Annotated in this window: 11 protein-coding genes; 7 read left to right on the plus strand and 4 right to left on the minus strand. The window is 61.8% G+C overall.

The genetic code is table 11. The features are described 5' to 3' along the window. Positions 1–22 precede the first annotated feature (22 nt). On the plus strand, positions 23–1,078 hold the full coding sequence (locus PM2_RS07335) for a tetratricopeptide repeat protein (protein ID WP_028698885.1): 1,056 nt from the start codon (positions 23–25) through the stop codon (positions 1,076–1,078). Between the two features lie 79 nt (positions 1,079–1,157). Continuing rightward, the gene (locus PM2_RS07340; protein ID WP_028698884.1) at positions 1,158–2,774 is read left to right on the plus strand and encodes a response regulator; all 1,617 of its coding nucleotides are present in this window, start codon (positions 1,158–1,160) and stop codon (positions 2,772–2,774) included. A 6-nt stretch (positions 2,775–2,780) separates the two neighbouring features. Here the strand turns inward: PM2_RS07340 and PM2_RS07345 are convergent, their stop codons facing one another. Then, a complete protein-coding gene (locus PM2_RS07345) occupies positions 2,781–4,844 on the minus strand; it encodes an ATP-binding protein (protein ID WP_016714003.1) in 2,064 nt (687 codons plus the stop codon). Positions 4,845–5,038: 194 nt separating this feature from the next. On the opposite strand from PM2_RS07345, the gene PM2_RS07350 reads away from it, so the two are divergent. Together PM2_RS07350 and PM2_RS07355 are read left to right on the plus strand one after the other, a co-directional pair. Then, on the plus strand, positions 5,039–5,725 hold the full coding sequence (locus PM2_RS07350) for a type 1 glutamine amidotransferase domain-containing protein (RefSeq protein ID WP_016714002.1): 687 nt from the start codon (positions 5,039–5,041) through the stop codon (positions 5,723–5,725). A 133-nt stretch (positions 5,726–5,858) separates the two neighbouring features. Further along, positions 5,859–6,665 (plus strand): CSS-motif domain-containing protein, encoded by an 807-nt coding sequence (locus tag PM2_RS07355; RefSeq protein WP_016714001.1) that lies wholly within the window; start codon positions 5,859–5,861, stop codon positions 6,663–6,665. A 22-nt stretch (positions 6,666–6,687) separates the two neighbouring features. Here PM2_RS07355 and hppD read toward each other — a convergent pair whose 3' ends face one another. After that, positions 6,688–7,764, minus strand: a complete 1,077-nt coding sequence (gene hppD / locus PM2_RS07360) for a 4-hydroxyphenylpyruvate dioxygenase (protein ID WP_016714000.1) — start codon at positions 7,762–7,764, stop codon at positions 6,688–6,690. Between the two features lie 299 nt (positions 7,765–8,063). Here hppD and PM2_RS07365 point away from each other — a divergent pair, with 299 nt between their 5' ends. Beyond that, positions 8,064–9,650, plus strand: a complete 1,587-nt coding sequence (locus PM2_RS07365; protein WP_028698883.1) for an EAL domain-containing protein — start codon at positions 8,064–8,066, stop codon at positions 9,648–9,650. Positions 9,651–9,683: 33 nt separating this feature from the next. Then, positions 9,684–10,571, plus strand: coding sequence for an EamA family transporter RarD (gene rarD / locus PM2_RS07370; protein WP_028698882.1), 888 nt, complete (start codon positions 9,684–9,686; stop codon positions 10,569–10,571). On the opposite strand, the gene PM2_RS07375 is transcribed toward rarD, so the two are convergent. Next, positions 10,534–12,105, minus strand: a complete 1,572-nt coding sequence (locus PM2_RS07375) for a TerC family protein (protein ID WP_028698881.1) — start codon at positions 12,103–12,105, stop codon at positions 10,534–10,536. The two genes, rarD and PM2_RS07375, sit on opposite strands and share 38 nt — an antisense overlap. A 270-nt stretch (positions 12,106–12,375) precedes the next feature. On the opposite strand from PM2_RS07375, the gene PM2_RS07380 reads away from it, so the two are divergent. Then, a complete protein-coding gene (locus PM2_RS07380; RefSeq protein ID WP_028698880.1) occupies positions 12,376–12,957 on the plus strand; it encodes a LysE family translocator in 582 nt (193 codons plus the stop codon). Here PM2_RS07380 and PM2_RS07385 read toward each other — a convergent pair. Then, positions 12,950–13,738, minus strand: coding sequence for an AraC family transcriptional regulator (locus tag PM2_RS07385; protein ID WP_028698879.1), 789 nt, complete (start codon positions 13,736–13,738; stop codon positions 12,950–12,952). The two genes, PM2_RS07380 and PM2_RS07385, sit on opposite strands and share 8 nt — an antisense overlap. Positions 13,739–13,777 lie beyond the last annotated feature (39 nt).

The following is a 13,777-nucleotide window of genomic DNA, read 5'->3' on the forward strand; positions in this document are numbered from 1 at the left end:
CTTCGCCGCCACGGATCGTCCGATGCCCAGACGCAACCGCTACCTGATCGCCTTGCTGTTGTTGATCCTGGTATCGGCCCTGTTCGGCTACCTGTGGCGCGACACCCCACCAGCCGCACCGACCTTGCCGGCGCACAGCTACGCCAAGGCACTGCGCCAGGCCCACGACGGCCAGCCCGGTGCGGCACGGGTGCTGTACCAGCAATTGCAACGTAACGACTTGCCCGCCATCCGGCGTGCGGCACTGTACGCCGAGTTGCCCAACTACCCCTCGCCACTGGCATTGAAGCTCGCCCGCCAGGACCTGGAGCATGCCGACCCACTGGTGCGCCGAGCGGCCATTGCCGGTATCCGCCGCCTGTTACCGGCGGCGCAGCGTAGCCTGGTGCTCGGCCCGCTGCTGGACGACGACGAGCAAAGCGTGCGTTTTGCCGCCGTGGATGCCCTGCTGGGCCTCGACCCCGACGCCATTGGCCTGTATTTCGGCCCGCTGCAAGCAGCCCTCGAGCAATACCAGCAAGCGCTGGAGCAACAGCCCGAGGATGCCGATGCCCAAGTGCACCTGGCACGTCTTTATCTGCATGAAAACGACTACACCCAGGCCGCCACAGCCCTGCAACGAGCGCTGGCGGTCGCCCCTGGCAACCTTGACGCCCTGGCTACTCAGGTACGCCTGCTCGAGCGCCAGGGGCATCACGATGCCTCGCGCCAGGTGCTGGGCCAAGCCTTGGCGCTAAGCCCCGACTCGTCCTTTCTGCAGTACGAGCTAGGGCTTTGGCTGAACCGCCACGAACAGCGCGAATATGCCTTGCTGGCCCTGTCCCGCGCCGTCGAGCTGGAGCCGGACAACGCCGACTACCGCTATACCCTGGCAGTTACCCTGCACGAGCTGGGCCAACTCGACGCCGCACAGAAGCAACTGGAAACCGTGCTCAATCGCCAGCCTGCCAACCGCCGGGCGCGGGTGCTGCTGATTCAGTACTGGAAAGAGTCCGGCCAGCTGCAGAACGTGCAGGTGCTGCTGGCCGAGCTGGAGCGGCAAAACCCTGACGACCCCGTGCTGCAACAGGGCATGTAGGTAACGACTGACTTTTGTTGAACCCTGAGTCTGTGCCCAGTGTCCAGTGAATATCAGGTCACCCTACAGGAGAGTCGTGTTGGCCAATTCATTGGCGCTGGACGAACGTGCCTTGATCCTGGCACCCCCGACGCTGGCGGCGGATACCTCGCGTCTACTCGCCTCCGCCGGCATCGATAGCCTGTGCGCAGTCGACCTGGCCAACCTGCAGGCGCGCCTGGCCGAAGGTGCAGGGTTGGCGATCATCGCCGAACAAGCGTTCAGTCAAGGCCCGAGCGCATCGCTGCAGGCCTTCATCGACCAACAACCGAGCTGGTCGGATTTGCCTATCGTACTGGTTACCGAGGGCGCCTGGTCGGCCAGTGGCGTTAGCAACCATCCATTGGGCAACCTGGCATTGCTGGTGGCCCCCTTTGAAAATGCCCAGCTGTTGCACATGACCCAGTCCGCCCTGCGCAATCGGCGCAGGCAGTACCTCACACGCGACCAGTTGCACGGCCTGCAGCAACGCCTGGACACCCGACGTTCGCCACCAGACGACGAACCGGAACGCGGCGAGTTCGCCCGCTACCAGGCACGCAAGATGGAAGCCATCGGCCAACTGGCCGGCGGCGTTGCTCACGACTTCAACAACCTGCTCACCAGCATTGGCGGCAGCTTTGAACTGATCGACCGACGCCTGCGACAGGGCCGTAGCGACGGTCTGGACGGGGTGCTGCGCATGGGCCACGAGGCCGTATCACGGGCCGCGCGCCTGACCCACCGCCTGCTGGCTTTCTCGTCGCGGCAATCGCTGCACAGCCAACGCATAGACCTGCATACCCTGCTACAGGCCAAACGCCTGAAAGCCTGCCTTAACCCGGCGGTATCCCTTCAGGTACACATGGCCAAAGGCCTCTGGGCCGTGCAGGCTGATGACCAGCAGCTGCACGAAGCCCTGGACAACCTGACGGCCAATGCCTGCGAGGCCATGCCCAGCGGCGGCCTTTTGCGCATCGAAGCAAGTAACCTGCACGTCACCTCTGGCCAGCTCGCCAGCGGCGCCCTGGCCAATGGCGATTACGTGCGGCTGCGTATCATCGACGACGGCCAAGGCATGGCGCAAAGCACACTGGAACATGCATTCGAGCCATTTTTCAGCACCAAAGCGATAGGCCAAGGCATCGGTCTTGGCCTATCGATGGTGTACGGTTTCAGCAAGCAGTCACATGGGCATGTGACCCTGCACAGCCAGATCGGCCAGGGTACCCGGGTAGACCTTTACCTGCCGCGTCATACCGGCCCGGCCAGGCAATCGTGCCAGCCGGCGCAACCTGCGTACCCTGACGGCGGCCGACATGTACTGGTCGTCGAGGACGACCCGCATGTGCGCCACTTGCTGTGCCAAGCGCTGCGCGACGACGGCTTCACCTGCCACAGTGCCGCTAACGGCAACGAGGGGCTGAAGGTGCTGCGCTCGGCGCAAAGGGTAAATTTACTGATCAGCGATGTCGGCTTACCCGGTATGAACGGCCGGCAACTGGCCGAGATAGCCCGCACCCTGCGCCCACAGCTGCCGGTGCTGTTCATCACCGGGTACGCCGAAACGGCCATGGCCCGAGCCGACTTTCTGGGGGCAGGCATGCACTTGATCTGCAAGCCATTCGAGCTGAAGCAGCTGCAAGCACAAGTGACGCAGATTCTTGGCAAACCGTAATGGGCACTATGCATCAAGCATGCGCAGTGCCTGGTCAGCAAGCTCTGCCAGCAGGAACGGCTTGTTCATCAACGCGGTGCCCGCTTGATCAAGCAATTGCGCTTCGATGGGCTGGTCCCCATAACCGGTGATGAACAGGATTTTCTGTTGCGCAATCTGCATGCGCATGGCCCTGGCCACTTGCCGGCCACTGAAGCCACCCGGCAAGCCGATGTCGGTGATCACCAGGTCGAAGGGGCCATCATGGCGGAAGCGTTCCAGGGCAGTATTCGCATCGCCTGCTACCGTCACGTCGAAACCACGCTCGGCCAGGTACTCATGCATGACCGCGCGCAAATTCACCTCGTCATCCACCAGCAGCAGGCGTTCGCCCCGGGCCACGCGCTGCGGTGGCGGTAAGGGTTTGGGCTCTTCAAGGACCCGCTCATGGCACCTTGGGAAAAGCATGGAAACCGTCGTGCCCTGCTCCGGGACAGACTCGATCCAGACATACCCGCCCGATTGGCTGACGAAACCATACACCATTGACAACCCCAGCCCGGCCCCACGCCCGACGGGTTTGGTGGTGAAGAACGGTTCAAAGGCCCTGGCTATGTCCGCTGCCGACATGCCATGGCCGTCATCCTCGACATACAAGGCTACGTAGTCGCCAGGTGGCAGGCCTCGCGCATCCGGAAAAGCACTGGTCAAGCGCTTGTTGACGGTACGCAACGTGACACTGCCCTGCGTCAGGCACGCTTCCCGGGCATTGGTGCAAAGGCTGATCAAGGCATTTTCAAGCTCACGAACGTCCAGTTTTACCGCCCACGGCACGACATCCAGCTGCCAGTGCAAGCCAACCTCCGCGCCCAACGTCTTCAGCAGCAGTGGCTCGCAAAGGCGTAATTGCCGATTAAAGTCCAGCGGCCGGGTGGCCAAGGGTTGAAGGCGCGAGAGCGCCAGCAGGCGATGGGTCAGTTCCATGGCGCGTTGCACCGACTCGCGGGCTACTTCCGCGTAGGCCTCCACGCGCTCCAGCCGCCCCTCTCGTAGGCGTCGTTGCAACAACTCAAGGCTGCCGCCAACGCCGGACAGCAGGTTATTCATTTCGTGGCCCATGCCCCCCGCCAACTGGCCTACCACCTGCATACGCTCGCTGTTGCGCATCAGCGCCCTGGACTGACGTGCAGCCTCCTCGCGGTCTTCGGTAATGTCCCGGCCAACCGCCGTCAGCAGGCTGCCATCAAACCGCGCGCTCCAGCGAAACCAGTGGTAGTGACCATCACGGTGCCGCAGGCGGGTCTCGATCTGTTCCGTGTTGCTGTCTTGCAACAGCCCGGACACTGCCACCTGCACGTCCGCGCGATCGGCCGGGTGCACCAGTTCCATTACCGGCATATCCTGCACCTGCTCTTGGGTCCAGCCCAGAATGCGGTACCAGGCCGGGTTGACGGCATGCAGTTTCAGTTCCGCAGTCACCGTCATCATCGCGTCGCGCGACAGTTGCCAGAACTGTTCGCGTTCAGCCACATGGCGTTCGATCTGCTGCTCAAACCCCAGCGCCTGCGCGCGCCAATGGCGGTGCGCCTCGACACTGGCCGTCGTTTCGATCACCGTATGCAGAAAACCCGCCACATTGCCAAGCTCATCATGCAACGGTGCAAAACCGAACGCGCACCATATCGGCTCTTCGTCCTCGACGCCGGGAACACTCAGGGGGGGATCCTCGACAAAACTCGAGCGCCCCTCCAATGCCTGGAACACACGGGGTCCCACTGCCGGCCAGACATCGTGCCAAAGCCTATCGAACGCTGTACCCAAGGCATCCGGCACTGCCCGCAGCGCCCTGTAGCCTTCGTTGTGCACCACAAAAAGGTCAGCCCCCCAGACCACGGCACAAGGGAACGGTGACAAATGCATCATGTCGACGGCAATACGCAAGGAAGCCGGCCAGCGCGGCAATGGCCCGAGCGAAGTACGCCCCCAGTCGAACCGTGCAATCCGTTGCGCCATCAACTCGACCGGCTGCGAAACAGACGGCTGCAGCATGACCGGCTGCGAAGGCCCGCGTGGCGTACTGTTTGCGACCAATATCGTGACTCCAGCAATGTTACGGGTTGGCCACAGTGCTACCTGAACAGACAGGGTCACTCGTGGAATGTGTTCAAGTTAGCACAGTACGCACCACGTACCATGGCGCACCTGCAGGGGGCAGCTATGCTGATTAGGTTTTCCCTTGGGCCAGGGAGCATCGGCCTATCCAGGTTGCCGACAGGAGCACGGTCATGAGCAAGAAAATGCTGGTAGTGCTGACCAATACAGCTAAGTACCCAGCCCTCAAGCGGGCGACCGGGTTGTGGCTGGGAGAGGCCGTGCACTTTGTCGAGAAAGTCGAAAAGGCCGGCTACAGAGTCGATTATGTCAGCCCACAGGGCGGCTACGTCCCCATCGACCCGCACAGCCTGCAGATGGCGCCGGACCTGGACTGGCAATGGTATGACGACAAGCGCTTCATGACGCGCCTGGGCACCACCTTGAGCCCTGGTCAGGTAAAGGCCGACGACTACGGCGTCATCTACTACACCGGTGGCCATGGTGTGATGTACGACTTTGTCGATAACCCGCCACTGCAGGAGCTGGCACGCGAGGTCTACGAAAAAGGCGGCATTGTAGCGGCGGTCTGCCACGGCGTGGTTGGCCTGCTGAACATCAAACTCAGCGACAACTGCCTGTTGCTCAAAGGCCGTAAAGTGACCGGCTTTTCCAATATCGAGGAAAAACTGGTTGAGCTGGACACCGTGGTGCCTTTCCTGACGGAAAACGAACTGGGTGGCCGCGGCGGCGAGTACAGCAAGCATGATGATCCGTGGATGCCACACGTGGTCGAGGATGGTCGATTGATCACTGGGCAGAACCCGGCCTCGACCGCCCTGCTCGCCGAACACGTGCTGGCAAAACTCAAGGCGAGCTAAAGCCTGACATCAGCCTTGTAGTTTTCCTCTACCGCACGCTGCACAAGGACTACAGCCGACCGGTCATTGAGTGCATAGGCTCAGGGTTCAGTTGTTCACCCCGAACAGCTTCGGCCCGGAGAGCGATTGCCCTATGTTGAAAATCCTGAACTCAGGACACCGCCCGCGAGAGCTGCTGCTGCTCTGCACGGTGTGCCTCGTGCCTGTGATTTCCGGTTTGCTGGTAATGGTTGTTCAACTGGAAATGAAACTCGCGGAAAACGCAAACATCTCAGTGCAGGAAGCGGTTTTCAGTGTCGATCAGGCGCTGAACCGAATCCATGAGGCTGCCCAACGCGCTATGCCGCTTGCAGGCAAACCCTGCGAAAATGTCAAAGACGTTCTACAGGACCAGGTTGTGAGCCGCTCCATGCTCAGGTCGTTGACCTTGGTAGAGGGCAGCGAAGCCTACTGCAGCAGCGCCTCGGACTCTCTGGAGTACTTGTCATCTTTCGCGTTGTCGGGCCAACAGGTCGAACTGTCTCATGGACAACCCGATAGCCGCCCCAAACTGCTGGTCAACTTCTACCTGCAAGGCAAAGGGGTCGGTGTAATCGTGACTGCGTATGCCATTCAGTTGCGCAACGAACTGGATGGTTTCCAGGATGGGCTGACACTGCTGCTGGAGTTCGATGACCGCTATATCTGGAGCAATGGCGATAGCCGTGACGCACAACGCCCATCGCAGTCAGAGTTCCTGGCACATGCCTTCTCGGCCAGGTACGGGTACCGGGTTAAAGGCGGATATGCGCAGGGTTTCACCGCTCAGGAAATCCGCCAGTCCATACTGCAAATCCTGCCGTCGCTGGTGCTGGTAGGGATCGTGACGGCATCGATCGTTTATCTGGCTTTGCTCAGGGCACGCTCCCACGGGCGTGAAAACGCCGCCGCGCGTGCATGACGGCGGCGGCGTCCAGGCCGCATCAATCGGTGCTCAGCACACCACGGCGTACCTGGTCACGTTCGATGGATTCGAACAACGCCTTGAAGTTGCCTTCACCAAAGCCATCATCACCCTTGCGCTGGATGAACTCGAAGAACACCGGGCCAAGCAGGGTTTCCGAGAAGATCTGCAGCAGCAGGCGCTTGTCTTCAGGCTGCGAAGCGCCATCGAGCAGGATGCCACGCGCTTGCAACTGATCCACCGGCTCGCCGTGGCCAGGCAGGCGCTCTTCGAGCATTTCGTAATAGGTCTGCGGTGGCGCCGTCATGAAGCGCATGCCGAAGCCCTTCAGGGCGTCCCAGGTCTTGAGCAAGTCGTCGGTGAGGAAGGCTACGTGCTGGATGCCTTCACCGTTGAACTGCATCAGGAACTCTTCGATCTGCCCGGCACCCTTGGACGACTCTTCGTTGAGCGGGATGCGGATCATGCCATCGGGCGCAGTCATGGCCTTGGACGTCAGGCCGGTGTACTCACCCTTGATATCGAAGTAGCGGATCTCACGGAAGTTGAACAGTTTCTCGTAGAAGCCGGCCCAGTAAGCCATGCGCCCGCGGTAAACGTTATGGGTGAGGTGGTCGATGATTTTCAGGCCGGCACCTACCGGGTTGCGATCCACGCCTTCGATAAAGTTGAAGTCGATGTCGTAGATCGAACTGCCTTCGTCGAAACGGTCGATCAGGTACAACGGCGCACCGCCAATGCCTTTGATTGCCGGCAGGCGCAACTCCATCGGGCCGGTTTCGATTTCTACCGGCTGGGCACCCAGTTCCAGGGCACGGGCATAGGCTTCATGGGCATTGCGCACGCGGAACGCCATGCCGCACACCGAAGGGCCGTGTTCCGCCGCGAAGTACGAGGCGATGCTCTTGGGTTCGTTGTTCAGGATCAGGTTGATGCCACCCTGGCGATACAGGTGCACATCCTTGGAGCGGTGGGTAGCCACCTTGGTGAAACCGAGTATCTGGAAGACCGGCTCGAGTACGCCAGGCGTAGGCGAAGCCAGCTCAATGAACTCGAAGCCCATCAGGCCCATTGGATTGTCGAAGATATCAGCCATGTTCGTGTCCTCATCTGCAGCGAAAAATTATTGATTGCGTGGGATGTGGAACAGAAACGGCGGTGAGCACGGGATGCCCCGCACGCTGCGGGCGAGGAAGTCACCTATGATCAGCTTGAACCCATGGTATGTCATATGGACCCATTCTCGGCGGGCTTGATCCTTCGGAGTTGAAGGACCTTATTGTTGTATTCGTAAACGGATTCTACATTGCGTAAAATGGTTTGTCGCGTTTTAGTTGGTCGTGAGCGCCGACAAACGGCTATTCTCTCGGTATCACTCATCGTAGCCAGATCAGCATGCCCCTTACCGTAAAACGCCGCGCCGCATTCAGCTGGCGTACCCTGTTGCCCTGGGGCGTCGGTGTGCTGCCAGTGGTGTGCGGCCTGGCCATCATGAACTGGCAGGTCGAGCGCGAGATGCAGGCCAGCAGCCAGGCCACCACCCGCCAGGCGGTGGAGCACGTCGAGCGCATCCTCGACAACCTCTCCAGTGCTGCCAATGCGCTGCTGCCCTTGGCAGGCAGCCCCTGCGACCAGGCCCAGCTTACGCTGCGTGCCCAGGTGACCCGCAACGCCTTCGTACGCTCGACCAACCTGTTCAGGCACAACAACCTGTATTGCACCTCGCTGTTCGGCGAGTTCGACGAACCGGTCAACGCCAGCGACTATACCGACGGCAAACTGTGGCTGATGGACGGCAACTCGGTCACCCCGGGGCACGCGCTGCTGGTGTACCGTGCCAGCGAGGGCGACAAAGGGGCAATCACCACGGTGGATGGCGACCACCTGCTAACGGCACTGCGCCTGATCGGCCCTGACGAAGACTTGCAAATCCGCGTGGGCGATGCCTGGATGGGCAAGGACGGTGTCGTGCACAAAGGCGTACCACCTGCCGCCGCCAGCGCCAACGTACTGCTGGGTTCGACTCGTTACCCATTCAGCGTGCAGGGCGGCTACAGCACCGGCAAACAGGGCCAGCTGTTACGCAGCCACTACCCTGCCCTTATCAGCTTGCTGCTGGTGCTGGGTGCCGTGGCGGCGCTGGTATGCCGCTGGCAGATTCGCCGTGCCACCTCACCCCGGGCCGAGCTGGACCGGGCGCTGCAGGCGGACGAGTTTCTGCCGTATTTCCAGCCTGTGGTACGCAAGGGCGACTACCGCTGGGCCGGTGCCGAAGTGCTGATGCGCTGGAGCCACCCGCGCGAGGGCCTGGTAAGGCCCGACCTGTTCATCCCTTATGCCGAGCACAGCGGGCAGATCGTCGCCATGACCCGGGCGCTGATGATGAATACCGCGCAAAGCCTGGCACCCTATGCCGGGCTGCTGGAGGACGGGTTCCATATCGGTGTCAACATCACCGCCGATCATTGCCGCGACCTCAGCCTGCTGGACGACTGCCGCACCTTCCTGCAGCACTTTCCGCCGGGCCGGGTGGTGCTGACCCTGGAACTGACCGAGCGCAAACTCATCGAGCCTACCCCGGTGACCCTGGAACTGTTCGAAAAGCTCCACGCCATGGGCGTGATGATTGCCCTCGACGACTTCGGCACCGGCCAGTCGAGCCTCAACTACCTGCGCCAGTTCCAGGTCGACTACCTGAAGATCGACCAGAGCTTTGTCGCCATGATCGGCGGCGATGCGCTGTCCGTGCACATTCTGGAAAGCATCATCGACCTGTCGGCCAAGCTGGGCCTGGGTATCGTGGCCGAAGGTGTGGAAACGAACACCCAGCGCGACTACCTGGCCTGCCATGGGGTGGACTTCCAGCAGGGCTACCTGTTTGCCAGGCCCATGCCGGCCGCCCAGTTCCTGGAGGCACTGGCCACACGCCCGGGCGCTGCGCAGTTGCCGCAAGGCGCGGCCCCTGAGATCATGCGCGGCTGATCCACCCGCTCAACTCCCCTATTCGAGGCACTCGTGTCAAAAGGCATCGTTTCATCGGTCATGGCGTCCTGTCTGTTCGCTGTGATGTACTTCTATACCTCGCTGCTCAAGCCACTGGATGGCGAAGAGATCTTTGGCTGGCGCACCCTGCTGACGCTGCCCTGCCTCACCTTGTTCATGCTGGTCTCGAAAGACTGGAAGCGGGTGGGCGAGCTGCTGGCCCGGGTAAAGCGCACGCCTGTGCTGTTGCTGGGCATGGTCGGCACGTCGTGGCTGATGGGCGTACAGTTGTGGCTGTTCCTCTGGGCCCCCTTGCATGGGCGCAGCCTGGAAGTGTCGATGGGCTATTTCCTGCTGCCATTGGCCATGGTCCTGACCGGGCGGCTGGTGTACGGCGAACGCCTGTCACGCCTGCAAAAGGTGGCCGTGGCCTGTGCCGCACTGGGCGTGGGCCACGAGCTGTACCAAAACGGCAGTTTTGCCTGGGAAACCCTGTTGGTGACGATCGGCTACCCGATCTATTTCGTGCTGCGCCGACGCTGCCGCACCGACCACCTGGGCGGCCTGTGGTGCGACATGTGCCTGCTGCTACCGTGGGCGTTGTACTTCGTTATCCAGGGCCCGCTTTCCAGCGCTGACCTGCAAGCCCACCCAGGGCTGTATGCGTTGATCCCGATCCTTGGGGCGATCAGCGCCTCGGCCCTGATCGCCTACGTGCTGGCCAGCCGAATGCTGCCATTCAGCCTGTTCGGCCTGCTCAGCTACGTCGAGCCCGTGCTGCTGGTGGGCGTGGCGTTGCTGCTGGGCGAAACCATCGGCCCGGATCAGTGGCTGACCTACCTGCCGATCTGGGCCGCGGTGCTGGTGCTGGTGCTCGAGGGTTTCAAGCACCTGCTGCGTCAACGTCGCCGTTCGGTGTAAGCCGAACCTGGCGCACCCGCCGCTCTTCCACCGCCTCCACGGTCAGCATCCAGCCATTCCAGGCCAGGCGGTCACCCACAATCGGCAGGCGGTCGAGCAAGCTCATCACCAGGCCCGCGAGGGTCTGGTAATCCTCGGTAGCACGGGCACTGAAGCCGGTACGCGCCTGGACCTGGCTCAGGTTCAGTGCACCACTGACCACGAAGCCCTCGCCCTCCTGGACGATGCCGGGGCCTTCAACCTCGCTCGCATCCGGCAGTTCACCGGCAATCGACTCAAGGATGTCGGTCATGGTCAGCAGGCCGGTGAAGTCACCGAACTCGTTGACCACGAAGGCGATGTGAGTCGACTGGCCACGCATCTGCTCCAGGGCGTTGCGAATGCTGAAGCTCTCCAGCAAATTCAGCGGCACACGCGCCATGCCTTCCAGGTCCGGCTGGCTGCCCGACAGCAGCTCCTTGAGCAGTTCCTTCTTGTGCACGAAGCCCAGAGGCTCGTCGACACGGCCATTGCGGATCAACGGCAGGCGCGAGTACGGCGAGTTGGCCAGGGCCTGGGTAATGGCGTCGGCCGGTTGCGCCAGGTCGATCATGTCGACCTCGGTGCGGGCGGTCATCACCGTACGGATAGGCCGCTCGGCCAGGTTCAGCACGCCACTGATCATCACCCGCTCACGGCGGTCGAACAGCACCTGCTCCTCACCACCCTCGACCAAGTCGGCGATTTCCTCACCCACTTCGTCAGCCTCGACACGGCGGCCACCCAGCAGGCGTAGCACGGCATGGGCAGTGCGCTCACGCAACGGCCGGTGCTGCTGCAAGCTGCGCTTGCGGCGGGCACGGGCCAGCTGGTTGAACAGCTCGATAAGGATCGAGAAGCCGATGGCCGCGTACAGGTAGCCCTTCGGGATATGGAAGCCCAAACCTTCGGCGGTCAGGCTGAAACCGATCATCATCAGGAAGCCCAGGCACAGCATGATTACCGTGGGGTGGGCGTTGACGAAGCGGGTCAGCGGTTTGCTGGCAACGATCATGATACCGATCGAGAAGATCACTGCGATCATCATTACCGACAGATGCTCGACCATGCCCACCGCCGTGATCACAGCGTCCAGCGAAAACACCGCGTCAAGCACCACGATCTGCGCAACGATCGGCCAGAACGCCGCATGACGTACCGCGCCACTGGCCTGGGTTACATGGCCCTCAAGGCGTTCATGCAGTTCCATGGTGGCCTTGAACAGCAGGAACACACCACCAAACAGCATGATCAGGTCACGGCCAGAGAAGCTCTTTTCGAACACTTCGAACAGTGGCGCGGTGAGGGTGACCATCCACGAGATGCTCGCCAACAAGCCCAGTCGCATGATCAAGGCCAGGCTCAGGCCAATCACCCGCGCGCGGTCACGCTGATGCGGCGGCAGTTTGTCTGCCAGGATGGCGATGAACACCAGGTTGTCGATACCCAGCACCAGCTCAAGGACGATAAGCGTCAACAGGCCTAGCCAGGCCGTGGGATCGGCTAGCCATTCCATTAGCGGGTACTCAACGGGGAAGCGTCACGAGGACGGGGGAAGGATGGCCAGAACGGCCGAAAACTGGGGGGCTCCGCGAAGGTGCTCATATAGACCTTGTTAACAAATTGGGAAAATGATCCTACAAGCAGCACTGGTTTCTCTGATAGCGCAAAACTATTACAAAACCTGTATCAGGTGTGAGGTGGCATTTGGGGGGTACTTTTCTTCAATACCCTCGACAGCCAACGGCTGAAAATCACGGTTTCTTCCAGCCACCGGATCTTTCTCATGAGCCTGTCCCTGTCCATGGCCGCCTTCGCACTGGCGGCGTCGATTTCCCCCGGCCCGGTCAACATCATTGCCCTGAGCAGCGGCGCCAACCATGGCTTACGCGCCAGCCTGGCGCATGTGGCCGGCGCCACGCTGGGCTTCTGCCTGTTGCTGGTGCTGGTCGGGCTGGGCCTGCATCAACTGCTGCTGCGCTGGCCGCTACTGGGCATGCTGTTGCACTGGGGCGGGGTCGCATTTCTGCTGTACATGGCGTGGAAGCTGGCCAGCGATAACGGCCGGCTGACCAACACACACTCGACAACAGCGCCTTCAGCCTGGCACGGCGTGGCGATGCAATGGTTAAACCCCAAGGCTTGGCTGGCAGCAGTGGCCGGGGTCGGCGCTTACACGGGGGGTGAGCAGCACCTGCTGTGGCTCTTTGCCTGGATATATGGCCCGATCTGTTTTGTTTCGGTCGCGTGCTGGGCATGGGCCGGGAGCATGATTCGCCAGTATCTGGGCAACCCACGGCACGTGCGCTTGCTCAATCGAGGGTTGGCGGTATTGCTGGTGGGCAGTGCGGGCTACCTGGTTATCTGACGCCAGCGGCATTGCGGTAATGCCCCGGTGTCGCCGCCAGGTGCTGCTTGAATGCCCGCTGCAGGTGCGCCTGGTCGGCAAACCCGGCCTCCTGCGCAACCTCGGCAATCGCGCGGCCTTGGCGCAGCTGCGCCCTGGCCAGCTGTACGCGCTGGTCGAGCAGGTAGCCATGCGGCGTCAGCCCGAAGCGTTGGCCAAATGCACGAATCAGGTAGGAACGTGACAGGCCGCAGGCGGTGCAGATGTCTTCCAGGCTCAGCGGATCGCTACGATGGGCACGTATGAAGGCTGCCGCCGCGTCCAGCCGTGGGTTACCTGCTTCACCCGCGCCAGTTTCACCCGAGAGAAAGCCCGGCAATGCACTAAACAGGGTCGCCAGGCGCGCCTCCCTGTCAGGCACGCTGGCGTCGAACAGGTCGGCAAAGGCCTGCATCAAACGTTGGTACAACGCAGGCGAGCTACTCCAGGTTTGCGTCGGCAAGGTGAAACCCAGCGCCTGTAGCCAGGGCAAGTCGACGAACAGCATCAGGTAGGACCAAGGCTCGCCATCGATGGGATTGCAGGTATGCACCACGCCCGGGTTCATCAGCACCGTGGTGCCGGCCCCCACCTCAATGCGCAGGCCCCCGTTCAGGTAAGTGCTGCGCCCACCGGTGATCACACCGATGGAAAAGCTCTCGTGGGAATGTGCGGCATAACACACCTGCCGCCCGTCCCCTACCCGCCGGGCTTCGACAAAGGGCAAAGCAGGGTCACGCCAGAACCGTGATACCTCGATCATCCCCTCGCCCACACGTTGCTCAGATGCCCCGATACTACA

This window comes from Pseudomonas monteilii NBRC 103158 = DSM 14164, assembly GCF_000730605.1.
Lineage (GTDB): Bacteria > Pseudomonadota > Gammaproteobacteria > Pseudomonadales > Pseudomonadaceae > Aquipseudomonas > Aquipseudomonas monteilii.

What these genes read in the sequence shown, in the direction of transcription:
- PM2_RS07375 (WP_028698881.1), bottom strand. Translation starts at nt 12,105, where the DNA reads ATGGAATGGCTAGCCGATCCCACGGCCTGGCTAGGCCTGTTGACGCTT.
- PM2_RS07385 (WP_028698879.1), bottom strand. Translation starts at nt 13,738, where the DNA reads ATGATCGAGGTATCACGGTTCTGGCGTGACCCTGCTTTGCCCTTTGTC.
- PM2_RS07355 (WP_016714001.1), top strand. Translation starts at nt 5,859, where the DNA reads ATGTTGAAAATCCTGAACTCAGGACACCGCCCGCGAGAGCTGCTGCTG.
- PM2_RS07380 (WP_028698880.1), top strand. Translation starts at nt 12,376, where the DNA reads ATGAGCCTGTCCCTGTCCATGGCCGCCTTCGCACTGGCGGCGTCGATT.
- PM2_RS07335 (WP_028698885.1), top strand. Translation starts at nt 23, where the DNA reads ATGCCCAGACGCAACCGCTACCTGATCGCCTTGCTGTTGTTGATCCTG.
- PM2_RS07350 (WP_016714002.1), top strand. Translation starts at nt 5,039, where the DNA reads ATGAGCAAGAAAATGCTGGTAGTGCTGACCAATACAGCTAAGTACCCA.
- PM2_RS07365 (WP_028698883.1), top strand. Translation starts at nt 8,064, where the DNA reads ATGCCCCTTACCGTAAAACGCCGCGCCGCATTCAGCTGGCGTACCCTG.
- hppD (WP_016714000.1), bottom strand. Translation starts at nt 7,764, where the DNA reads ATGGCTGATATCTTCGACAATCCAATGGGCCTGATGGGCTTCGAGTTC.